The sequence below is a fragment of the Massilia sp. MS-15 genome, assembly GCF_020176695.1.
GTDB lineage: Bacteria > Pseudomonadota > Gammaproteobacteria > Burkholderiales > Burkholderiaceae_D > Telluria > Telluria hydrophila.
The window spans coordinates 41,368-62,822 of the sequence record NZ_JAIWIA010000025.1; the positions used below are offsets into that span (position 1 = coordinate 41,368).

Sequence of the window (21,455 nt, forward strand, 5' to 3'; positions counted from 1 at the left end):
GGGTGGCCACGCCCGGCAGGCGCGGCCACGCCGATGGCACTGCTCAGCTGGTGGTTTCGGCCGTGACCGTGCCGCCGTTGGCCTTGCCCTGCTGCAGGCCGGCGTTGCGCCCGACCCAGTAGTCGGCATTCTTGATGCCCAGCGCCACCGGATCGAAGACCGGGTCCTTGCCCTGGGCCTTCTGCGCCTCGTAGTCGCGCAGGCACTTGAAGGCCGTATTGCGCATCAGGAGGATGGCCACGATGTTCAGCCAGGCCATCAGGCCGACGCCCAGGTCGCCCAGTGCCCAGGCCGCGTCGGCGGTACGGATGGTGCCGTAGAAGGTGGAGCCGACCAGCGCGATCTTCAGCAGGAAGGTCAGCCATGGGCGGCCGACAGTGCGGTTGATGTAGGCGATGTTGGTTTCGGCGATGTAGTAATAGGCGACGATCGTGGTGAACGCGAAGAACAGCAGGGCGATGGCGACGAACAGCGAGCCGAAGCCCGGCAGGATGTTCTCCAGCGCGGTCTGGACATAGCCGGGGCCGGCGGCCACGCCCTGGATGCCGGTAAACATCGGGCTGCCGTCCGGCGCCTGCACGTTGTACTGGCCCGTAATCAGGAGCATGAAGGCGGTAGCCGAGCACACGAACAGGGTGTCGACATACACCGAGAAGCCCTGCACCAGGCCCTGCTTGGCCGGGTGGCTGACTTCCGCGGCCGAGGACGCGTGAGGGCCGGTACCCTGGCCGGCTTCGTTCGAGTACACGCCGCGCTTGACGCCCCACTGGATCGCCAGGCCGAGGATGGCGCCGAACCCGGCTTCCAGGCCGAAGGCCGATTTGAAGATCAGCGCCAGCACCGACGGCAGCTGCTCGATGTGCAGGGCGACGATGATGCAGGCCACCACGATGTAGCCGAGCGCCATGAAGGGCACGACGACTTCGGCGAAGGTGGCGATGCGCTTGACGCCGCCGAAGATGATGAAGGCCAGTGCGATGGCGAGCAGCACGCCGGTGATGGTGGTGTCGACGCCGGCCGCGGTCTTCAGGCTTTCGGCGATCGAGTTGGCCTGCACGCCGGGCAGCAGCAGGCCGGTGGCGAAGATGGTCACGAAGGCGAACAGCAGGGCATACCACTTCATGCCCAGGCCCTTCTCGATGTAGAAGGCGGGGCCGCCGCGGTACTGCCCGTTGATCGATTCCTTGTAGACCTGGCCCAGGGTGGATTCGACGAAGGCCGAGCTGGCGCCGAGGAAGGCCACCATCCACATCCAGAACACGGCGCCGGGGCCGCCGAAGGTGATGGCGGTGGCGACGCCGGCGATGTTGCCGGTGCCGACGCGGCCGGCCAGGGTCATGGTCAGGGCCTGGAAGGAAGAGACACCCTGGTCGGAGCTTTTCCCGTCCATCATGAGGCGCGTCATTTCGCGCAGGTGGCGCACTTGCAGGAAGCGCGAGCGGATGGAGAAATACAGGCCGGTGCCCAGGCACAGCGCAATCAGTGCCGTGCTCCAGACATATTCATTCAAGGTGTTGACCAACTCGTTCATGTACTTGGTTCCCCGTAGCTAGGAGACGCGGGCCGTGCGACCCCGCTTTCGTGTTGTGGACACGGCCGGAAACGCTGCCCGGCCTCTCGTGGATAGCAAAGATACATGAAGCCTTGGGCGATTCCTACCGTTATTTTTTGGGCGGTCCGGTCGGCTTGGCCGTGGTGCGCGCCGCGCACGTTTCCGGTGGAGGGAGTGCCTGAATGCCGCCTCAATGCAGCGCGATCGGCGCCACCGTCGTGCCATCGCGCACCTCGATGGCGGCTTCCTCGAATTCCGGCGGCCCGAAGCGGCCGACGGCATCGCGGCTGAAGCCGTAGTTTTCGGTAGGAATGCCGATGAAGTTGCGGTCGAGCTGCTTGTTCTCGTTCTCGTCCTGGTAGGCCAGCACGGCCCAGGTGCCGGGCGGGATGTCCTTCAGGGTGACGGTGGTCTGGCCGGCCTGGGGCGCGACCGAGGCACTGTAGGGGCAGGCCTTGAGGTAGCGCTCGCGGTCGCACACGGCGACCCTGAGCGTGCCCGTGGCGCCGACATTGGTGACCCGCACCTCGATGGTGGCCGCGCTGGCGGCGCCAAGAGGCAGGGCCGCCAGCAGCAGGGCGCAGGAAAGCAGGAGGTGACGCATGGATGTCCTTTCGTAGATGTTGATCGTTGATGTGTACCGCCGCTGAACCGCGCCCGGGCGGTCTTCGCGCCCGTGCGGCCCTTGCGTGGCATGCCGCCTGTGGTAGTCTCGGCGTATTCCGTTTACCTTGCACCCGCCATGCTGCTCAATGCCTTCATCGTCCTGCTCACCGTCGTGCTGATGGAAGTGTTTTCCATTCTCGCGCACAAGTATGTGATGCATGGCTTCGGCTGGGGCTGGCATCGCTCGCACCATGAGCCGCGCACCGGCTGGTTCGAGAAGAACGACCTGTACGCCGTGGTGTTCGCGGGCGTGGCGATCGCCCTGATCTGGTTCGGCACCGAGGGCGCCTGGCCGCTGCAGTGGATCGGCGCCGGCATGACCGCCTATGGCGCCCTGTACTTCGTCGCCCACGACGGCCTGGTGCACGGGCGCTGGCCCTTGCGCTATACGCCGCGCAGCGGCTACCTCAAGCGCCTGTACCAGGCCCATCGGATGCACCATGCGGTCGAGGGCAAGGAGGGCGCCGTGTCCTTCGGTTTCCTGTATGCGCCTCCAGTCGCCCGGCTCAAGCAGCAGTTGCATGCGCTGCACGGTGGCCGCCCGCCGCGCCGTCCGGACGCCGCCACAGGGTCGGATCACGCTCCTGCCCGGCAGGATCACGCCCACTGAAACGCGAGCCGAGCGCCATCCCGGCGCCCCGTGCCAGCAACAGCAGCTTGGCCGCCTTGCTGGTGCCGGCGCGCGTATCCCAGGCGTGGGCGCCGCGCCGTTTCACTTCGATGCCGATCTGGCGATAGACATTGCGCGCGCTGGCGATGGCCCAGGCCGAGCGCAGCGGCAGGGCCGCGATGCCGGCGGCGGCCGAGTCATAGTACGGTTCCGCATGGTCCACCAGGCGCGCCGCCAGCGTCGCCAGCTGCGCGCGGTGGCGCGGCTCGGCCAGTTCCTGCAAGGGAATGCCGGCCTCGCGCAGCCACTGGGCCGGCAGGTAGCAGCGGCCCATGCGGGCATCCTCGACGATGTCGCGTGCGATATTGGTCAGCTGGAAGGCCAGGCCCAGGTCGCAGGCACGGTCCAGCACGCGCGGGTCCTGGGCGCCCATGATCGAAGCCATCATCAGGCCGACCACGCCGGCCACGTGGTAGCAGTAGCGCAGGGTATCGTCGATGGTCTCATAACGGGTTTCCCGCACGTCCATGGCGAAGCCGGCCAGGTGGTCGAGCGCGTAGCGCGGCGCGATGCGGTGGCGCAGCGCCACTTCCTGGAAGGCGGCGAAGGCCGGGTCCCGCATCGGCTCGCCCGCATAGGCGCGCCGGGTCTGTTCTTCCAGCATGGCCAGCTTGGCGGCGGCATCGCGCGGCGCGCCGGCCGCGGTATTGAAGCCGAGTTCCTGGCCGTCGACCACGTCGTCGCAGTGGCGGCACCAGGCATACAGCATCAGCACGCTGCGCCGCGTGGCCGGGTCGAACAGGCGCGCCGCCGCGGCGAAGCTTTTCGACCCGACCTCGATGCTGCGGGTGGCGTGCTCCATCAGCGCTTCGCTCATGCGCGCAGCTCCTGCACCGACGGGGAGAACGCGGGCGCCTGCGCGGCCGCGCCGAGCATCAGCCCGGCGGTCGCCTTGGCCGAGCCGATCACGCCCGGCACGCCGGCGCCGGGGTGGGTACCGGCGCCCACCAGGTAGAGGTTGGACAGTTCGCTGTCGCGGTTGTGCGGGCGGAACCAGGCGCTCTGGGTCAGGACCGGCTCGAGCGAGAAGGCCGAGCCGAGGTGGGCATTGAGCTGGTCGCGGAAGTCCAGCGGCGTGAAGAAGCTGCTGGTGACCAGCTGGCTGCGCAAGCCCGGCATGTAGCGCCGCTCGAGGTAGTCGAGGATGCGGTCGCGGTAGCGCGGACCTTCCACCGTCCAGTCGATCGGCGCATTGCCCAGGTGCGGCACCGGCGCCAGCACGTAGTGGCTGCCGCAGCCGGGCGGCGCCAGCGACGGATCGGTGACGCAGGGCGCGTGCAGGTAGAGCGAGAAATCGTCGGCCAGCTGCTGGCCCTGGAAGATGTCCTTGATCAGCTCGCGGTAGCGCGGGCCGAAGCACACCGTGTGGTGCTGCAGCTGTTCGTGGTGCTTGTCCAGGCCGAAGTAGAGTACGAACAGCGAATTGCTGAAGCGTTTCTTTTGCAGCGCCGCGCCTTCCGCCCGGCCGCGCGGATGCCGGGCCAGCAGCTTGTCGTAGGTGTGCACCACGTCGGCGTTGGAAGCCACCGCGTCGGCAGCGAACAGGCGTCCGTCCTCGACCCGCACGCCGGTGACGCGGTTGCCGGAAGCCTCGATCTGCGCCACCGGGGCGTTCAGCTCGATGCGCCCGCCCAGGTCCTGGAACAGGCGCACCAGGCCGCGCACCAGGGCGCCGGTGCCGCCGCGCGGGAACCACACGCCCCACTGGCGTTCCAGCGCATGGATCAGGGTGTAGATCGCGCTGGTGGCGAACGGGTTGCCGCCCACCAGCAGCGAATGGAAGGAAAAGGCCTGGCGCAGCTGCTCGTCTTCGATGAAGCGCGCCACCATGCCGTACACGCTGCGCCAGGCCTGCAGCCGGGCCAGCTGCGGGCCGGCCGCGATCATGTCGCGAAACGAGAGGAAAGGCACCGCGCCCAGCTTCAGGTAGCCTTCGTCGAACACGGCTTTCGAATAGGCGAGGAAGCGGCGGTAGCCTTCGACGTCGCGCGGGTTGCGCGCGTGGATCTGGCGGTCCAGCGCCTCCTGGTCGTTGGCGTAGTCGAAGTGGCTGCCGTCTTCCCAGCACAGGCGGTAGAAGGGCGCGACCGGCAGCAGCTCGACGTAGTCGCGCATGCGCTTGCCGGCCACCGTGAACAGCTCCTCGATGCAGGACGGATCGGTGATCACGGTAGGGCCGGCGTCGAACACGAAGCCCTGGTCTTCGTAGACGTAGGCGCGGCCGCCCGGCTTGTCGCGCTTTTCCAGCAGCGTCACCTGGCGGCCGGCGGCCTGCAGGCGGATGGCGAGCGCCAGTCCGCCGAAGCCGGCGCCGATCACGACAGCCTGTTGTTGTTGCGAAGTGGACGGGTTCATGCGGGTTTCCTGATCTGGTCGGGGTGGATCTTGCATGCCGCTGCCATGGCTTGCGCCACCGGCACCGGCGGTTTGCCGCTGAGCAGGCGCGCCTTGTCGAGCAGGCCCAGCTGGCCTGCATAGAAGCGCGCGATCAAGGGCGCGGGCAGGCCGTAGAAGCGCTGCATCACGCGCCAGCGCCGGTCCGGCTCGCCGGCCAGGAACAGCATGCGGTTCAGCAGCCGGAAGAAGCGTTGTGCGCGCCAGGCGCTGTTCGCCTCGGCGCGGATCGCGGCGAACAGCGGCGCCGCATCGAGCTCGGGCAGGGCGGCCACGCGGTCGGCCAGGCGCACCGCGTGCGGCAGCGAGTAGCCGGTGGTCGGATGGAACAGGCCGGCGCGCAGGCCGCTGCTGGGCTGGCCGTGCAGCTCGTCCCAGAAGGCCTCGAACTCGCCGGCCAGCACGATCGGCAGCGAACCCTGTTCTTCGCGCAGCACTTCGCTTGCCTGCCAGCCGCGCGCCTGGACATAAGCGGCGATGTTGGCGCGCAGGCGCTCGGGTTGCCAGGCCGGGCTGTCCACGTAATGCGTGTCCTCGACCAGGATCCGGTCGGGCCCGAAGGGCAGCAGGTAGACGAAGCGGTAGCCGCCCTGCTGGGCGACGGTGGCATCCATGATCACCGGGCAGTCCAGGCCGTGCGGCGCGGCCAGCCGCAGTTCCTGGCCGAGGAAGGTCTGGTAGCCGAGCGAGAGGCGGCTGCTGTGCCGCATGCCGCGCCCGTCGATGACGGCGCGCGCGCGCAGGGTCGCGCCGTCGTGCAGGCGTACCGTGGTCGGGCCGAGGCTGTCGATGCGGGCATGGGTGCGCAGGGCGGCGCCGAGCGCGCCCTGGATCACGCGCGCGAAGTCGTTCGATGCGATGCTGGCGTAGCCGCCTTCGAGCGTGCGTGCGCGCTCCGGAAAGGCGACCTGGTAGCGTGGCCAGCGGTGTGACACCAGCGGCGCGATCCAGGCGCGCTGGGCGGGCGTGAGGTCGCTGTCATGGAAGGACCAGGTATGGTTGCCGCCGATATGCTCGCCGCCCTCCAGCAGCAGGATGCGCAGTTCCGGCCGCAGGCTGCGCAGGCGCCAGGCCAGCAGGCCGTTGGCCAGGCCGCCGCCGGCCAGTACCAGGTCGTAGTCGTACATTGCTTTATCCAAGGGCGTAGGCGGCCCGGGCGGCCTTGCTGCCTGGTGCCGGCTGCTGCAGGGGCAGCGCCGCTTCGATGATGTCGGCCGCGCGCCGGGTGCCGCCGGCCTGCGCCACGCCGGAAGACAGTGCTTCCAGCCGCGCGGCGAAGCTGTCCTCGTCGAGCAGGCGGCGCAGCAGGCTGGCGATGCGGGCGCTGCCGGTGAAGCGGGCCGACGCCTTCAGGCCGATGCCGGCATGGGCCACGCGCGCCGCGATGCCCGGCTGGTCGAAGGCGATCGGCAGCGCCAGGATCGGGGTGCGCGCGGCGATCGCGTCCATGACCGTGTTCGAGCCGGCGTGCGAGACCACCGCGTCGGCGCGCGCCAGCACCGCTTCCTGGTTGGCGAAGGCGCACACCCAGGTGGCGCCGGCTTCCAGCAGCCGCGCTTCCTGGCGCGCATCCAGCCCGCCGCAGTGCGCGACCAGGAGCTGTGCGTCGAGCGCGCGGCAGGCGCGCGCGATGCGCCGGAACAGCCCGAAGCGCCCGCCCTGCATGGTGCCGAGCGAGGCGAACACGAACGGGCGGCCGGCGGCGATGGCGGGCATGCTGCGCCCGTCCGGACCCTGCGGCTGGCCGGTCGGACGCAAGGGCCCCACGTGGTGGAAATGGGGCGGCAGCGCGTGGCGCGGGAAGTCGAAGGCCGCCACGGTCTGGCTCACCTGGGCCAGCGGCGACAGACATTCGTGTAGCCCGTCGCGCGCGCCCAGGCCAAGCCTGCGCGCATTGGCGGCGATGCTGCGCCGGTGCGGGCCCATCATCCAGTCGTAGACGCGGGTGCTGCCTTCGTACATGTGGCGCGCGCGCTCGTCCTCGGCATAGTCGAAGGGCATCACCGCCAGCGGGATGCCGGGCTCGCGGTTCACCGGCAGCGCGCAGGCCACCGAGGCGAAGGGCAGCGCCATGGCCTCGGCGACCAGGCCGCCGGCCGCTTCCATCTGGTCCGCGATGAGGGCGTCGATGCCGAGCGCCGCGATGGCCGGCGGCAGTTCGCGGCACAGCATGTCGGTGCTGCCGGCCATGTCGAGGATCACGCGGCGCAGGCCGAGCGGCCCGCCCGGATTCGCGGCGCGTTCCAGTACGGCCGCCAGCGAGCCGGGGGGATGGCTGTCCGCGCCCACGGTGTGAAAGCCGACGCGCGGGTCGCGCACGAAGGCGGCGGCGTCGGGACGGTGCAGGAAAGTGGCGCGGTGCCCGCGCGCCACCAGTTCGCCGGCGAGGGCGCTCAGGGCGCTGAAGTGGCTGTAGAACGCGGGTGCGACGATCCCGAAATGCGCCATGCGAGCGTCCTCAGCTGACCAGCAGGGCGCGGCTGCGCGCGTCCTCGGCCGCCAGTAGCGGGGCGGCGGCAGGGGCGGCCTCGGCGGCACGCGCACGGACCCGGCCCTGCGCAAACAGGCTGTCGAGGAACTGGCGGGTGCCCGAGCGCGGGCCGAGCGCCGCATCAAGGTGGCGCTGCGCATCGGCCAGGTGGCGCGCCAGCTGGTGCTGGGTCTCCTCGAGGCCGAGCGTGGCCAGCAGGGTGGCCTTGCCGAGGTCCTTGTTGCTGTCCTTGCCGCTGGCCGTGCCGGTCAGGACGATGTCCTTGCCGGGCAGGTCGATCAGGTCGTCGCGGATCTGGAAGGCATGGCCGGCCGCCAGCGCGAAAGCGCGCAGCGATTGGGCCACGCGCTCGCCGGCATTGGCCACGATGGCGGCCATGTCGGCCGCCACGCCGAGCAGCACGCCGGTCTTGAGTTCGTTGGTGGTGGCGATGGCGTCCGGGCTGCGTGCGCCGCCGCGCAGGTCCTGGAACTGGCCGCGCACCAGGCCCTGGCTGCCCACCGTCTCGCTCATGCGCGCCACCAGGCGCGAGCGCGTCACGGGTGCGATGTCGGCGGCGCCGGCCAGCACGCCGAACGCGCGGCTGAGCAGGGCGACGGCGGCCAGGATGGCGACGTCTTGCCCGAACTGCACGTGGATGGTCGGCTGGCCGCGGCGCAGCTGGGCATCGTCCATGCAGGGCAGGTCGTCCAGCACCAGCGAGGCGGCGTGCACCATCTCGACCGCGCAGGCGACGTCCACCAGGCCTGGCGACGTGCAGCCAAGGTCGCGCGCCACCAGCATCACCAGCATCGGCCGCATGCGCTTTCCCGCGCCGAGCGCGCCAGCGCGCATGGCCGCGGCCAGCAGGTCCTTGCCGTCGCCGGAGTCGGCCAGCAGCGCCGCCATGCGCGCTTCGATCAGTGCACGCAGGTCGTCCAGGCCGCCGGCGCGCAAGGCGTCGTCGCGCGCCAGTTCGTAGCCATCCATTCCGACGCCGCGTGTCGGGTTGCGCGCTCTATCGAGCCGCCCTGCCATCGTTTTCATGCGCTGCCCCCATTGGTCGAAAGTTGAGAACAAGAATTGCCAGATTTGCCGACGATCATACCGGAAGCAATATTGAGTAATCGCCAATTTTTTTCAATCGTGCGCGCCATGGCGATCGACAGCCGCCCGCGCGCCGTCCTGCCGGCGCGGGAATCGGCCAAAGGCGGTATTAGACTTGATTATCTGACCATCTTCGCGTGTTGCACGCAGGCCAGCGGGACAAACCAGGGTCGCGTCTTGCGCGCCGCGGCTGCGCCCGGGCGCGATTCAGCTTGTCGCTACTTCGCCGATCAGGTGGGCGGCCAGCGGCAGTGTGATGTCGATGCGGGTGCCGGCATGCTTGCCGCCTTCGCAGCCGATGGCGATCTCGCCGCCCATGCCCCAGACGCGCTCGCGCATGCCGACCAGCCCGAGCGATTCCTTTTTCTCCATGTCTTCGTTGCGGATGCCGCGGCCATCGTCGCTGATGCGCACCTGCAACTGGTCCCCGCTGCGCTCGAGGCTGAGCAGGACCCGGGTCGCGCCGGCGTGGCGCGCGATGTTGGTCAAGGCTTCCTGCACGATGCGGAAGATGGCAGTGCTGGCGGTATCGTCCAGGCGCAGACCGGCCTCGTCGGCCAGCAGGGTGCAGGCGATGCCATGGCGCTCGGTGAATTCGTCGCGCAGGACCTGCAGCGCGAAATACAGGCCGCCCTCGTCGAGGGCGCGCGGACGCAGGTTGGTGGCGATGCGGCGCAGCGAGGTGATCGCGGTGAGCAGGTTGGTTTCCATGCCCGCGATCAGGCGCCGGCTCGGTTCGGGCAGGCGGTCGTTTCCCTGCAGCAGGGTGAGATCCATGCGCAGCGAGGCCAGCAGCTGGCCGAGGTCGTCGTGCAGCTCGCGCGCGATGTGGGTGCGTTCTTCTTCGCGGATGGTCTGCAGTGCGGCGGACAGCTGGCGCAGCTGGTCGTGCGAGCGCGACAGCTTCTGCTGCACCAGGTGGCGCTCGGAGACGTCGCGCAGGATCACGGTGCACAGCTGGCGTCCGCCGTGCTCGATGGTGGAGACCGAGCCTTCGATCGGGAACAGCTGGCCGTTGGCGCGGATGCCGGTGACGGCGTAGTCGGTGGCGCGCCGTCCAGCGCGGCTGCCGCCGGCCGGGAAGTAGTCGTAGGGCGAGCTGGCATTGGCCGCCCGCGCCTGGATGAAACGCGCCAGCGGGCTGCCCTGCATCGCCGCCACGCTGCTGGCGAACATGTTGGCCGCGGCCGGGTTGGCGAACAGGATCACGGCCTCTTCGTCGAGCGTCAGGATGGCATCGCTGGCGCTGTGGACGATGCGGCGGCCGTCGAATTCGCGCACCGGACGGTGCACGCTGCGCGCGGGCCGCAATGCGGCAGCGGCCGCTGCATGGCCGGCGCAATAGCCGCCCAGGAAGGAAAAGACGAGAACCGCCTTGCCGGATCTGTGCCGGCGCTGGCGTCGTTGTGGTGTCATGCGGAAACGCTAGAAGCTGGCCCGTGGGCCGGGAACTCTACATTACGGCCTGGGGGCAGGAGCTGGCTTGAGGCGAGACAAGGAGCGGCCGGCGCCCGGGGGGGGCGCCGGTGTCGCAGCCTCAGGGAGTCGATGCGAAAGCGCAGACGGTGGTGGGCCAGCGGCGCAAGCGCCGCACACGCACTGCCTACATCTGCTTGAACAGGTGCAGGAAGCTGCGGCTCACTTCGAGCTTTTCCGGCCGGCCCTTGACCAGGACCAGGTGACGGCCACGGATGTCGCGCGTCACGCCCTCGATGGCGTTGACGTTGACCAGGGTGGCGCGGTGGATCTGCCAGAACAGGGAAGGATCGAGTTCCTCGGCCAGGTCGCGCACCGGCTTGCGGATCAGGGCCTCGAAGCTGGCCGTCTGCACGCAGGTGTACTTTTCGTCGGAACGGAAGAACAGGATGTCTTCCACCGGGATCATGCGCAGGTCCTGGCCGATGCTGGCCTGGATCCACTGCAGGTGCTTGTGCTTGGGCGCGGCGATCTTCTCGGCCAGTTGCGACAGCATGGCCTGCACGCTGTCGTTGACCTTCTCGGCCGGGCGTTCCAGGCGCGCCTTGAGGCGGTCCACGGTGACTTTCAGGCGCTCCGGTTCGGTGGGCTTGAGCACGTAGTCGATCGCGCCGCGCTCGAAGGCTTCCACCGCGTACTGGTCGTAGGCGGTGACGAACACGATCTGGCTGCGTTCGCCGATGTCGCGCGCCGCTTCCATCCCGGTCTTGCCCGGCATGCGGATGTCGAGGAAGGTCAGGTCGGGCTTGAGCTGCTCGACCAGTTCCACCGCTTCCTCGCCGTTCTTGGCTTCGCCGAGGATCTGCAGTTCCGGCCAGACTTCAGACAGGCGCAGGCGCAGCTGGTCGCGCATCAGTCTTTCGTCGTCGGCAATGATCGCGGTCGGTGCGGCGTTCGGCATGGGCGTCTCGGTCAGGTTGAAAGGTGGATGACTTTAATAATTATTCAATGAAACTGCGCGGCAGGCAAGCTGCGGCGTTTCACTTCGACAGCTGGTAGGGCACCTCGATCATCGCGATCACCCCGCTCGGGCTATTGGCCGCGATGTGCAGCTGGCCGGCGTCGCCATGCAGCAGCTTGAGGCGGTCGCGGATGGTCTGCAGGCCCAGGCCGGTGCCGTCGCTGGGCACCACGCCGAAACCGACGCCGTCGTCGGTGACGGTCACGCGCAGCTTGTTGTCGGCCACGTCGGCATGGATCTTCAGGGTGCCGCCTTCCGGCTTGCATTCGAGGCCGTGCTTGATCGCGTTCTCGACCATGGACTGCAGCATCATTGGCGGAAAGGCCGCGCTGCGCAGGCCGTCCGGCACTTCCATCACGACCGTCAGGCGTTCTTCCATGCGCATCTTGAGCAGGTTCAGGTAGGCCGTGACCATGTCCACTTCGCGCCCGAGGCCGGTGACGACGGCGTTGTCGCGCATCTGCGGCAGCACCGCGCGCAGGTACTGGATCAGGCTGCGCTGCATGGCCGAGGCGCGTGGCGGATCGACCTGGATCAGGTGCTCGACCGAGGCCAGGGTGTTGAACAGGAAGTGCGGTTCGACCTGCGCCTGCATCATCTGCATCTTCGTTTCCGACAGCTGGCGCTGCATCGCCTCGCGTTCGGCGGCCGCGTTCGCCATTTGCGATTGCGCTTCCGCGCGCTTCTTGCCGCCGACCAGGGCCTTGGTGCCGAACAGGGCGAGCACGAACAGCACCACGAAGTTCATGAACCAGGTCGAGGCCTGCTTGTGGTAGCGCGAGACCTTCTGTTCGGCCGCGTCTTCGACCGCCGCTTCGATGGCATTCGACAATTCCTCGCCAATCTGCGGCGGCAGTTCGATGTGCACCGATTCGCCGTTGGCGCCGACGGCCGGCGTGCTGGATGGTGCCGGGGGCGCCGGGGGCACCGGTGCGGCCGGCGCATCCGGTGTGACCGGCGCATCGGGCGCGCCGTCGACGGGGGGCGGATCAGCCGGGACGGGACTGGGGACGGCAGCGCCGCGCGGGCGGTTGCGCGGATGGAAACGGATGCCGCTCTCGTCGATCAGGATCGCGGCCTCGCCGCGCCGGCCGGCCTCGCGCTCGGCGCGGCTGATCTCTTCCTCGGCGGGGCCGGAAAACAGCTCTTCCTGCAGGATCGCGCCGGCCATCAGGGTCAGGATGGCAAACAGGAAGAACTTCCACCACGACAGCTGGGTCACCCAGGTCGCCACGGCGTCGAAGCCGCGGTAAAGCCACGACAGGACGCTCGACAGAAAGTGGGGGCTGGTGTTCCTTGCTTGCATGGTCATTCGTTTCGCTCTCGGTGCAAGCGGCGAGTGTACCGCGCCGCTGCCTGTTCATGCCTGGAATACAAGATCCCAGGCAAAATGACTGTTGGGATGATGCAACTTTACCCCGTGCGCATCCCGGCCGCCAGTCGACTGCGACAGCCTGCACGATTGGAGGTATGGATTGCGTCCTGCCGGGCCGGGGTTGAACGCCAGGGCGTGCTGCCTAGGTGTGGTGGCGCTGGTCGAGCATCTGGCGCACCGCGTCGGGCGCGAGCGGTTCGCTGAACCATTGTCCCTGCAGCTGGTCGCAGCCGTGTGAGCGCAGGAAGTCCACCTGCGCCTCGGTCTCGACGGCTTCGCCGACTACCGCCAGGTCGAGATTGTGGCCGAGGTCGATCAGGGTCTTGGCCAGCGGATTGCCGCTGCCCTCGGCGGCGATCTCGTGCACCGCCGCCTTCGACAGCTTCACCTGGCGCACCGACAACTGGCGCAGGAAGGCAATGTCGGACATTCCCTTGCCAAACTCGTCGAGCGAGAGCGCCACCCCGACCTCGCGCAGCTGCGTGGACAGCTCGCGGCCCAGCACCGGATTGCGGATCAGGTCGCCTTCGGGAATCTCGATTTCCAGGCTGCCCGGGGCCAGTCCGTGGCGCGCGATGCGCGCGGCAATGCCGGAAACGAAGCCATGCTGGCTGTATTCGCGGTGCGACACGTTGACTGATACCGGCAGGCCGGTATAGCCGAGCTGGCGCAGCTCGCGCAGGAAGGCGCAGGCCTGGTCCAGCACCCAGTTGCCGATGTCGATCATCTTGCCGGATTCCTCGGCCTCGGCCAGGAAGGCGGCCGGCAGCATGATCCCGTGGCGCGGGTGGCGCCAGCGCAGCAGGGCTTCGAAGCCGCGCACCTGGCCGCCGCGCGCATCCATGCGTGGCTGGAACAGCAGGAACAGCTCGTCGTGCTCGAGCGCGCTGCGGATGCCGTCGGCCAGGGCGGCGCGCTGCTCGCTGGCCCTGCGCATCTCGGCCGAATAGAAATGCACGCCGCCGCCATTGCCCTTGGCGTGGTACATCGCCATGTCGGCGCAGCGCACCAGCTCGGCTCCGACGGTGCCGTCCTGGGGGAAGACGGCCACCCCGAGGCTGGCGCCGACCGGGATCTCGTTGCCGCCAAAGGCCACCGGCATGACGAGCGCCTGGCGCAGGCGCTCGGCCATGCGCAGGGTGAAGCGCACCGAGGGCTGGTCGACCAGCACCAGCACGAACTCGTCGCCCGACATGCGCGCCACCGTGTCGCTGTCGCGCACCGCAGCCTGCAGGCGGCGCGCCACCACCTTGAGCACCACGTCGCCGGCCTCGTGGCCGAAGGTATCGTTGATCGCCTTGAAATTGTCGAGGTCGACCAGGATCACCGCCACCATCGCGCCGTGGCGCTGGGCCAGGTGCACCGCGTGGTCGAGCCGGTCCCACAGCAGGTTGCGGTTGGCCAGGCCGGTCAGGGGGTCGTGGTTGACCTCGTGCTCGAGGTGCTCGGTGCGCTGCTTGATCGCGGTCACGTCCTGCAGGATGCCGATAAAGTGGGTGACCTCGCCATGCTCGTCGCGCACCGGCGTGATGCGCAGGTCGTTCCAGAAGATCTCGCCGCTCTTGCGCATGTTGCGGAACACCACGCTGACCGGGCGCCGCTCGGCGATCGCCTGGCGTAACTGGCTGCGCTCGTGGGCGTCGAAACCGGGTGCGGCCATGAAGCGCGGATCGCGCCCGATCGCCTCGTCGGCCGCATAGCCCGCGATGTGCTCGAAGGCCGGGTTGACGTACTCGATGATATTGTCGCGCCCGCTGCAGCGGGTGATCACGATGCCGTTGCTGGCCGCGTGCAGCGCCCGCTCGCTCAGGCGCAGCTGGCGCTCCTTCTCGCGGCGCCGGCTGATGTCGATGCCCATGCCGAACAGGTAGTGGTCGCCGTTGCAGGCCACGCGCGCGCCGCCCAGCACGGTCGGGGTCTCGCGACCGCTGCGCGACACGCAGCTGATCTCCATCGACACCTCCGCGCCCTCGTCGAATACGCGGCGGATGTTCTCCAGCGCCTGCGCGCGCTCGTGCGGCTCGAGCAGGTCGGTGACCCGGGCCGCGGCCAGCTCGTCCGGCGTCATTTCGGTGAGGCGTTCGAGGTTGTGGTTCCAGACTAGCAGCCGGCCTTCGCGGTTGAGCGCATAGAAGGTGCCGGGCAGCAGGTCCACCACCTCGGCCAGCGGGGTGTTACCGATGCGTTCGGCTTCGGACAGCGAATCGGCGGGAGCGATGGCGATGCTGGCGCTCCAGCCCTGCGGTGCGCCACCGGTGCCGTACTGGCGCAGCAGGCTGAGGGTGGCGGCGGCTTCATGCCCACCGGCAAAGCGCATCTGCAGCCGTCCGCCGCCAGCGGCGGCCAGGACGGGCCAGCGGGCCTCGCCGGCCACCAGCTCGGTCAGGAGGTGCCCCGGCGCGCTCTCCGGTGTCCAGCCGAACAGGTCGGCGCAGGCGGGATTCCAGGTCACGACCTTGCCCTCGTCATCGGTCAGGAAGCACACCTGCGCGGACGGTTCGATGGTGGACATGCCGGCACCCTTCGCGAAAAAAAGCGCTCGTCGAGATTCGTCGGGCTTTTAGCTTACACGGGTTCGGCGGCGGCAGGCGCAGCACAAAAAAGCCACGGCGAACCGTGGCTTCGGGGATACGGAACAGTTACTGCCCGCGCCTCAGGCGGCGGCGGTTTCCTGCTTCGGCGGCAGCGCGATCGCGTTGTCCACGCTGAACTGGTAGTCCTCGAACACATGCTGGGCCGACAGGATCTGGTAGCTGCCGTCGGCCAGGCGGTGGGTGGTGTCCTTCAGGCGGTAGGTGGTGTGGCCGCAGGTCCAGCAGTTGAAGTTGCGCATGTGGGTGCACAGGCAGGTCTTGTCGAACACGGCGATGTTCTTGCCGTCCGGGCTGGCCTGCACTTCGCGGTTGTACGAGTTGATGTAGGCGCAGTTGCCGGTCGCGTCCAGCAGGTAGCCATAGGACTCGCAGCCCGGGCGGATGCCGGAACCGATCGCCGGCGTGCTTTTCAGCATGCGCATCGGGTAGCCGGTGGGCGAGACGCCGTTGACGATGATGTCTTCCTCGCTGGCGCGGAAGTATTCCTGCTTGACGTGGTCCGGCATGCCGCACTCGTGGGTGACGGTGAAGCGGGTCGCCACCTGCACGCCGCCGGCGCCTTTTTCCAGGAAGCCGACCGCGTCCGAACCGGTGAAGATGCCGCCTGCGGCGATCACCGGAATGTCCAGCCCCTGCGCACGCATGAAGCCATGGATCTCGTCCATGATGGTGTGCAGGTCGTACTGCTTCCAGTCGTCGATGCCGAAGCCCAGGTGGCCGCCGGCCAGCGGGCCTTCGACGATGATGTAGTCGGGCAGGCGGTCCAGGCGTGAGACTTTCTTGAGGAACAGCTGCAGCGCGCGCACCGAGGACACGATGATGCCCAGCTTGGTATCGCGGAAGCGCGGGTGGTCCTTGATCAGCTCGAAGGAACCGAGGTGCAGGCCGGCCGACATCGTGATGCCGTCGATGCCGGCGTCCATCGCGGCCGACAGGCGGACGCGCAGGGTTTCCTTGGGCGCGTTCATGGTCAGCTTTTCCATGCAGTTCACGAAGATCAGGCCGTCGCCTTTCTTCGCATCCATGGTCGAGCCCACGTGCAGGCGGGTCGCTTCGGCCAGGCGGTCGAGGTCGAACTGGACCACCGCCTTGTTCATGTTGTTGATGTTGAACTTGTAGAGCTTGGTCTTGTCCTTGACGAAGGTGGTATCGAACTTGCGGTCCGATACGTCCTGCACCATGGCGTCGGAGATATGGCCGATGCCGCCAAGGCGCGCCGCCTCGAGCGCCAGTTCCGAGGTCGAGATGTCCACGCCCATCCCGCCGATCATGATCGGCACGTATTCCTTGTTGCCCAGCTTCAGGCGGAAATCATCAACACGTTTCATTGCAATCCTTAAACCGCGATAGTTCCCTACGCGTACAAATGCACTGACAGGCCGTAGTGCACGGCCGTCATTCTACTCCCAGGCGCGGCCACTGCCACGCCACATTCGGTCATGGCGCGCCAGGCGCTCCTGTCAGTCCCGGAAATTGTTGAAGGCGAGCGGCAGGTCCTGGATGTCCTTGCGCAGCAGGCCCATGGCGGCCTGCAGGTCGTCGCGCTTGGCGCCGGTCACGCGCACGGATTCGCCCTGGATGCTGGCCTGGACCTTCATCTTGCTTTCCTTGATGGCCTTGGTGATCTTCTTGGCGTCCTCGGTCTCGATGCCGTTGCGCACCTTGATCACCTGCTTGACCTTGTCGCCGCCGATCTTTTCCACCTTGCCTTCGTCGAGGAAGCGCACGTCGACCTTGCGCTTCGCCATTTTGTTGATGAGCACGTCCTTGACCTGGCCGAGCTGGAAGTCGGAATCGGCAAACAGGGTCAGTTCCTTGTCCTTTTGCTCGACGTTGGCGGAGCTGCCCTTGAAGTCGAAGCGGGTGGTGATTTCCTTGTTCGATTGCTCAACGGCATTCTTGACTTCGACCATGTCTGCTTCGCAGACGACATCAAACGATGGCATGGCTATTTCCTTTTTCTGCTAATGCTAAATAGATGAATTCCTCTATTTTAACGGACAACGCCCTTGCCGGGATATCCGATTTGCCGGAAAGGCAAGCTGCCGCCCGGGCCCGGGGTCGGGCCTGTTACTATATCGGCCAACAACCCCTTCACGCCATGCCAGCCACGCTCTCCATCCTCCACGATTTCCCCCTCGCTTCCCTCAACACCTTCCGCCTGCCGGCGCGCGCCCGGCATTATCTGCGGGTGGAGGGGGCGGCCGAGCTGGAAGCGCTGCGGCGCGATCCGGCCCTGGCCGCACTGCCGCGCCTGGTGCTGGGCGGGGGCAGCAACCTGGTACTGACGCGCGACGTCGACGGCATCGTGCTGCACATGGCCGGGCAGGGTAGGGAAGTGCTGGGCCGCCAGGACGGGCGCATCCTGGTGCGTGCCCGCGCCGGCGAGAACTGGCATGGCTTCGTGGAGTGGACCCTGGCGCAGGGGCTGGGCGGACTGGAAAACCTGTCCCTGATCCCCGGCACCGTGGGCGCCGCGCCGATCCAGAACGTGGGCGCCTACGGCACCGAGACGCGCGACGTGTTCCACTCCCTGAGCGCCTTCGACATGGCCAGCGGCGCACTGCACACGCTCACCGCGGCGGACTGCCGCTTCGGCTACCGCGACAGCCTGTTCAAGCAGCCGGAAGGACGCGCGCTGGTGGTACTGGACGTCACCTTCTCGCTGCCGGCCGACTGGCAGCCGAACCTGCGCTACGCCGAACTGGCCAGGGCGGTGGAGGCGGCCGGCCTGGCCGCGCCGACGCCGCGCGACATCGGCGCGATCGTCGAGGCGATCCGGCGCCGCAAGCTGCCCGATCCGGCCGAGATCGGCAACGCGGGCAGCTTCTTCAAGAACCCGGTGGTGAGCCGGGAACAGTGCGCGCAGCTGCTGGCGCGCCATCCCGACATGGTGCACCACGCACAACCGGACGGCAGCGAAAAGCTGGCGGCCGGCTGGCTGATCGACCAGTGCGGCTGGAAGGGGCGAGCGCTGGGCGCTGCCGGCGTCTATCCGAAGCAGGCCCTGGTGCTGGTCAACCTGGGCGGGGCCACGGGCGAGGACGTGCTGCGGCTGGCGCGCGCGATCCAGGCCGACGTGGCGGCGAAGTTCGGCGTCGCGCTGGAACCGGAGCCGGTATTCATCTAAAGGAACAGGGGAGGCAGGCATGATCAAGGCAGTCGTGACGGGCCATTCGCGTGGCCTGGGCGCCGCGGTCGCGGCGGAACTGATGGCGCGCGGCATCCCGGTACTGGGCGTAGCGCGCGGCCATGCGCAGGCGTGCGAAGGCATGGAGCAGGCGGTGGTCGACCTGGGCAATGGCGCGGCGCTCGGCGCCTGGCTGGCCGGACCGGCGCTGCGCAGCTTCCTGGCCGGCTGCGACACCGCGCTGCTGGTCAACAATGCCGGCATGGTGACGCCGGTCGGTCCGCTGGCCGGGCAGGATCCGCTTGCCGTCCTGGCCGCGGCCACCCTGAACGTGGCCGCGCCGCTGGCCCTGTCGGCCGCGTTCGCGCAGGCGGCGCCGCAGGCCGAGCGGCGCATCCTGCACATCTCGAGCGGCGCCGGGCGCAGCGCCTATCCCGGCTGGAGCGTGTACTGCGCCAGCAAGGCCGCGCTCGACCAGCACGCGCGGGCGGTGGCGCTCGATGGCGATCCGCGGGTGAAGTGCGTCAGCCTGGCGCCGGGCGTGATCGATACCGACATGCAGGCCGAGATCCGCGCCACCCCGGACAGCAAGTTCCCGCTGCGGCAGCGCTTCGTGGACCTGAAGGAGGGGGGCGTGCTGGTAGCGCCGCGCGATTGCGCGGTGGCGCTGGTGGACTGCCTGCTGGCGCGGGGCTTCGGGCGGGAGCCGGTGGACGACCTGCGCAATCCGCGCGCCTGAGCGGGCGGGGCGGCCGCGCGGCCCGCGCCGTTTGAGGATTCCTTACTTCTTTGCCAGCCGCTCTTCGACGCGGCGCGCGCGCGAAGCCGGGTCCGGGTGGCTCGCCATCAGCGAGTTGCCGCCGCTGCCGCCGGCCCTGGCCAGCTTGCGGAAGGCCGTGGCCAGGGCCGCCGGATCGTGCTTGTACTTGCGCATGAATTCAAAGCCATAGTCGTCGGACGCGATTTCATCCTTCTGCGAGAACTGGGCATTGGCGAAGGCCTCGATGGTCTCGGCATTGGCCGCCACCGCCTTGCCGACCGCGCTGTTGGTGGCGCCGGCCGCCTTGGTGCCGGCCGACATCAGGAGCGCGCTCTTCATCTGCGATTTGCTGTGCCCGAGCTTCGCATGGCCGATCTCGTGGCCGATGACGCCGCGCAGTTCGTCGTCCGTCATCATGTCCATCAACCCCTTGAACACGCGCACGCTGCCGTCGGGCGTGGCGAAGGCGTTGACCTCGTCCACCATGTAGACGGCGAAGTTCAGCTTGAGACCATCCTCGTTTTCCAGGCCCCTGGTCAGCCGGGCCAGGCGCTTGGCGTAGTCGCTGCCGGGTGGGGCGACCGGGTTCATCTCGTCCATCTGGACCATCATGTCGCGCGAGCCGGCGATGATGTCGGCATCGCTCAGCGAGGCGGCCTTGGCCAGGTCGGCGCCGGCGCCGAGCAGGCCTTTCAGGTCGACGGCCTGGGCCAGGCTGGCGGAAGCGGAGAACGCCGCGATCACGGCAAATTTCGTGAGTGTTTTCATGTTGTCATCCTGAAAGAGAACGTTGGAAAAACGTCGGTAGGATGGCATGAAAGAAAGGGGCGGTATCGGGGGATCGATGCCTTCTTGACAGTCGTCAAGCAGTGCGCCAGGCAGGCGCGCCGGGGTAGCGTGGGCGGATGTTCCGCCCACGCGGCAACGCAGCTTTCGAAGACCGTGGAGCGGCCCGGATGCGTCGTTTGCACGCGTGGGCAGAATCTGCCCACCCTACGATGTGGCGTCTGGCTTACTGGCCGCGCTTGGCGCGCGCCTTGGCGGCGATGCGCATGCGCAGCGCGTTGAGCTTGATGAAGCCGCCCGCGTCGGCCTGGTTGTAGGCGCCGCCGTCTTCGTCGAAGGTGGCGATGTTCATGTCGAACAGCGAATCGGTCTTCGAATCGCGCGACACCACGATCACGTTGCCCTTGTACAGCTTGACGCGCACCCAGCCGTTCACCGTCGCCTGGGTATGGTCGATCAGGGTCTGCAGCGCGACGCGCTCCGGGGCCCACCAGTAGCCGTTGTAGATCAGCGAAGCGTAGCGCGGCATCAGGTCGTCCTTCAGGTGCGCCACTTCGCGGTCCAGGGTGATCGATTCGATCGCGCGGTGCGCGCGCAGCATGATGGAGCCGCCCGGGGTCTCGTAGCAGCCGCGCGACTTCATGCCGACGTAGCGGTTCTCGACCAGGTCGAGCCGGCCGATGCCGTGCTTGCCGCCCAGGCGGTTCAGCTCCGTAAGGACTTGGGCAGGGCTCATGCGCTTGCCGTTCAGGGCCACGATGTCGCCCTTCTCGTATTCGATGTCGAGGTACTCGGCGTCGTTCGGCGCCGCCTCGGGCGACACGGTCCAGCGCCACATCGATTCCTCGGCTTCGGCGCTCGGGTTTTCCAGGTGGCGGCCTTCGAAGGAGATGTGCAGCAGGTTGGCGTCCATCGAGTAGGGCGCGCCGCCGTTCTTGTGCTTCATGTCGATCTCGATGCCGGCGTCTTCCGCGTACTTCAGCAGCTTCTCGCGCGACAGCAGGTCCCACTCACGCCACGGGGCGATGATCTTGACGTCGGGTTTCAGCGCGTAGGCGCCCAGCTCGAAGCGTACCTGGTCGTTGCCCTTGCCGGTCGCGCCGTGCGACACGGCGTCGGCGCCGGTGGCGTTGGCGATCTCGATCAGGCGCTTGGCGATCAGCGGACGCGCGATCGAGGTGCCCAGCAGGTACTCGCCTTCGTACACGGTGTTGGCACGGAACATCGGGAACACGAAGTCGCGAACGAATTCCTCGCGCACGTCGTCGATGTAGATGTTTTCCGGCTTGATGCCGAACTTCAGCGCCTTGGCGCGCGCCGGTTCCAGCTCTTCGCCCTGGCCGAGGTCGGCGGTGAAGGTGACGATCTCGCAGTGGTAGTGGTCTTGCAGCCACTTCAGGATGACGGAGGTGTCGAGGCCGCCCGAGTAGGCGAGGACTACTTTTTTAATGTCGCTCATGGATGTTCCAGTGGAAGGAGGTGGGGTTGTGGATGGTCAGCTGGCCTTGTGCGAG

At 68.1% G+C, this 21,455-nt stretch carries 18 protein-coding genes; 3 read left to right on the plus strand and 15 right to left on the minus strand.

All coding sequences use genetic code 11. The features are described from left to right. Positions 1-43: 43 nt before the first annotated feature. Together LCI23_RS11095 and LCI23_RS11100 are read right to left on the minus strand one after the other, a co-directional pair. On the minus strand, positions 44-1,531 hold the full coding sequence (locus LCI23_RS11095) for a sodium:alanine symporter family protein (RefSeq protein ID WP_224946524.1): 1,488 nt from the start codon (positions 1,529-1,531) through the stop codon (positions 44-46). 211 nt (positions 1,532-1,742) lie between these two features. Then, positions 1,743-2,156, minus strand: coding sequence for a DUF2141 domain-containing protein (locus LCI23_RS11100; protein ID WP_224946525.1), 414 nt, complete (start codon positions 2,154-2,156; stop codon positions 1,743-1,745). Between the two features lie 138 nt (positions 2,157-2,294). Here LCI23_RS11100 and LCI23_RS11105 point away from each other — a divergent pair, with 138 nt between their 5' ends. Continuing rightward, positions 2,295-2,828, plus strand: a complete 534-nt coding sequence (locus tag LCI23_RS11105; protein ID WP_224946526.1) for a sterol desaturase family protein — start codon at positions 2,295-2,297, stop codon at positions 2,826-2,828. Here the strand turns inward: LCI23_RS11105 and crtB are convergent. From crtB to LCI23_RS11160, 11 genes are all read right to left on the minus strand, one after another. After that, complete coding sequence (gene crtB / locus LCI23_RS11110) at positions 2,725-3,705, minus strand: 15-cis-phytoene synthase CrtB (RefSeq protein WP_224946527.1); 981 nt, start codon at positions 3,703-3,705, stop codon at positions 2,725-2,727. The genes LCI23_RS11105 and crtB overlap by 104 nt on opposite strands. Beyond that, positions 3,702-5,243 (minus strand): phytoene desaturase, encoded by a 1,542-nt coding sequence (locus LCI23_RS11115; RefSeq protein WP_224946528.1) that lies wholly within the window; start codon positions 5,241-5,243, stop codon positions 3,702-3,704. Before LCI23_RS11115 ends, crtB begins: the two co-directional genes overlap by 4 nt. Next, positions 5,240-6,409 (minus strand): lycopene beta-cyclase CrtY, encoded by a 1,170-nt coding sequence (gene crtY / locus LCI23_RS11120; protein ID WP_224946529.1) that lies wholly within the window; start codon positions 6,407-6,409, stop codon positions 5,240-5,242. Before crtY ends, LCI23_RS11115 begins: the two co-directional genes overlap by 4 nt. Positions 6,410-6,413: 4 nt before the next feature. Next, complete coding sequence (locus LCI23_RS11125) at positions 6,414-7,730, minus strand: glycosyltransferase (protein ID WP_224946530.1); 1,317 nt, start codon at positions 7,728-7,730, stop codon at positions 6,414-6,416. Between the two features lie 10 nt (positions 7,731-7,740). Further along, positions 7,741-8,799 (minus strand): polyprenyl synthetase family protein, encoded by a 1,059-nt coding sequence (locus LCI23_RS11130; protein ID WP_224946531.1) that lies wholly within the window; start codon positions 8,797-8,799, stop codon positions 7,741-7,743. A 267-nt stretch (positions 8,800-9,066) separates the two neighbouring features. Beyond that, positions 9,067-10,275 carry a histidine kinase gene (locus LCI23_RS11135; RefSeq protein ID WP_224946532.1) on the minus strand — a complete coding sequence of 403 codons (1,209 nt, stop codon included), beginning with the start codon at positions 10,273-10,275 and terminating at the stop codon, positions 9,067-9,069. A gap of 187 nt (positions 10,276-10,462) precedes the next feature. Next, entirely contained in the window at positions 10,463-11,236 is a 774-nt protein-coding gene (locus LCI23_RS11140) for a LytTR family DNA-binding domain-containing protein (protein ID WP_224946533.1), read from the minus strand. A 79-nt stretch (positions 11,237-11,315) separates the two neighbouring features. Then, positions 11,316-12,602 carry a sensor histidine kinase gene (locus LCI23_RS11145; protein WP_224946534.1) on the minus strand — a complete coding sequence of 429 codons (1,287 nt, stop codon included), beginning with the start codon at positions 12,600-12,602 and terminating at the stop codon, positions 11,316-11,318. Between the two features lie 211 nt (positions 12,603-12,813). Beyond that, a complete protein-coding gene (locus tag LCI23_RS11150; RefSeq protein WP_224946535.1) occupies positions 12,814-15,183 on the minus strand; it encodes an EAL domain-containing protein in 2,370 nt (789 codons plus the stop codon). A 141-nt stretch (positions 15,184-15,324) separates the two neighbouring features. Next, on the minus strand, positions 15,325-16,593 hold the full coding sequence (locus LCI23_RS11155; RefSeq protein WP_224946536.1) for a nitronate monooxygenase: 1,269 nt from the start codon (positions 16,591-16,593) through the stop codon (positions 15,325-15,327). Between the two features lie 132 nt (positions 16,594-16,725). Further along, positions 16,726-17,211 (minus strand): YajQ family cyclic di-GMP-binding protein, encoded by a 486-nt coding sequence (locus LCI23_RS11160; RefSeq protein WP_224946537.1) that lies wholly within the window; start codon positions 17,209-17,211, stop codon positions 16,726-16,728. Between the two features lie 155 nt (positions 17,212-17,366). On the opposite strand from LCI23_RS11160, the gene murB reads away from it, so the two are divergent. Beyond that, entirely contained in the window at positions 17,367-18,395 is a 1,029-nt protein-coding gene (gene murB, locus LCI23_RS11165) for a UDP-N-acetylmuramate dehydrogenase (protein WP_224946538.1), read from the plus strand. 19 nt (positions 18,396-18,414) lie between these two features. Continuing rightward, on the plus strand, positions 18,415-19,134 hold the full coding sequence (locus LCI23_RS11170; protein ID WP_224946539.1) for an SDR family oxidoreductase: 720 nt from the start codon (positions 18,415-18,417) through the stop codon (positions 19,132-19,134). Positions 19,135-19,176: 42 nt separating this feature from the next. Here LCI23_RS11170 and LCI23_RS11175 read toward each other — a convergent pair whose 3' ends face one another. Further along, positions 19,177-19,923, minus strand: a complete 747-nt coding sequence (locus LCI23_RS11175) for a M48 family metallopeptidase (RefSeq protein ID WP_224946540.1) — start codon at positions 19,921-19,923, stop codon at positions 19,177-19,179. A gap of 244 nt (positions 19,924-20,167) precedes the next feature. Then, entirely contained in the window at positions 20,168-21,400 is a 1,233-nt protein-coding gene (locus tag LCI23_RS11180) for an argininosuccinate synthase (protein ID WP_224946541.1), read from the minus strand. Positions 21,401-21,455 lie beyond the last annotated feature (55 nt).

Excerpts from the sequence above, each read along its gene's own strand:
- LCI23_RS11095 (WP_224946524.1), bottom strand. The coding sequence starts at position 1,531 with ATGAACGAGTTGGTCAACACCTTGAATGAATATGTCTGGAGCACGGCA.
- LCI23_RS11100 (WP_224946525.1), bottom strand. The coding sequence starts at position 2,156 with ATGCGTCACCTCCTGCTTTCCTGCGCCCTGCTGCTGGCGGCCCTGCCT.
- LCI23_RS11105 (WP_224946526.1), top strand. The coding sequence starts at position 2,295 with ATGCTGCTCAATGCCTTCATCGTCCTGCTCACCGTCGTGCTGATGGAA.
- crtB (WP_224946527.1), bottom strand. The coding sequence starts at position 3,705 with ATGAGCGAAGCGCTGATGGAGCACGCCACCCGCAGCATCGAGGTCGGG.
- LCI23_RS11115 (WP_224946528.1), bottom strand. The coding sequence starts at position 5,243 with ATGAACCCGTCCACTTCGCAACAACAACAGGCTGTCGTGATCGGCGCC.
- crtY (WP_224946529.1), bottom strand. The coding sequence starts at position 6,409 with ATGTACGACTACGACCTGGTACTGGCCGGCGGCGGCCTGGCCAACGGC.
- LCI23_RS11125 (WP_224946530.1), bottom strand. The coding sequence starts at position 7,730 with ATGGCGCATTTCGGGATCGTCGCACCCGCGTTCTACAGCCACTTCAGC.
- LCI23_RS11130 (WP_224946531.1), bottom strand. The coding sequence starts at position 8,799 with ATGAAAACGATGGCAGGGCGGCTCGATAGAGCGCGCAACCCGACACGC.
- LCI23_RS11135 (WP_224946532.1), bottom strand. The coding sequence starts at position 10,275 with ATGACACCACAACGACGCCAGCGCCGGCACAGATCCGGCAAGGCGGTT.
- LCI23_RS11140 (WP_224946533.1), bottom strand. The coding sequence starts at position 11,236 with ATGCCGAACGCCGCACCGACCGCGATCATTGCCGACGACGAAAGACTG.
- LCI23_RS11145 (WP_224946534.1), bottom strand. The coding sequence starts at position 12,602 with ATGCAAGCAAGGAACACCAGCCCCCACTTTCTGTCGAGCGTCCTGTCG.
- LCI23_RS11150 (WP_224946535.1), bottom strand. The coding sequence starts at position 15,183 with ATGTCCACCATCGAACCGTCCGCGCAGGTGTGCTTCCTGACCGATGAC.
- LCI23_RS11155 (WP_224946536.1), bottom strand. The coding sequence starts at position 16,593 with ATGAAACGTGTTGATGATTTCCGCCTGAAGCTGGGCAACAAGGAATAC.
- LCI23_RS11160 (WP_224946537.1), bottom strand. The coding sequence starts at position 17,211 with ATGCCATCGTTTGATGTCGTCTGCGAAGCAGACATGGTCGAAGTCAAG.
- murB (WP_224946538.1), top strand. The coding sequence starts at position 17,367 with ATGCCAGCCACGCTCTCCATCCTCCACGATTTCCCCCTCGCTTCCCTC.
- LCI23_RS11170 (WP_224946539.1), top strand. The coding sequence starts at position 18,415 with ATGATCAAGGCAGTCGTGACGGGCCATTCGCGTGGCCTGGGCGCCGCG.
- LCI23_RS11175 (WP_224946540.1), bottom strand. The coding sequence starts at position 19,923 with ATGAAAACACTCACGAAATTTGCCGTGATCGCGGCGTTCTCCGCTTCC.
- LCI23_RS11180 (WP_224946541.1), bottom strand. The coding sequence starts at position 21,400 with ATGAGCGACATTAAAAAAGTAGTCCTCGCCTACTCGGGCGGCCTCGAC.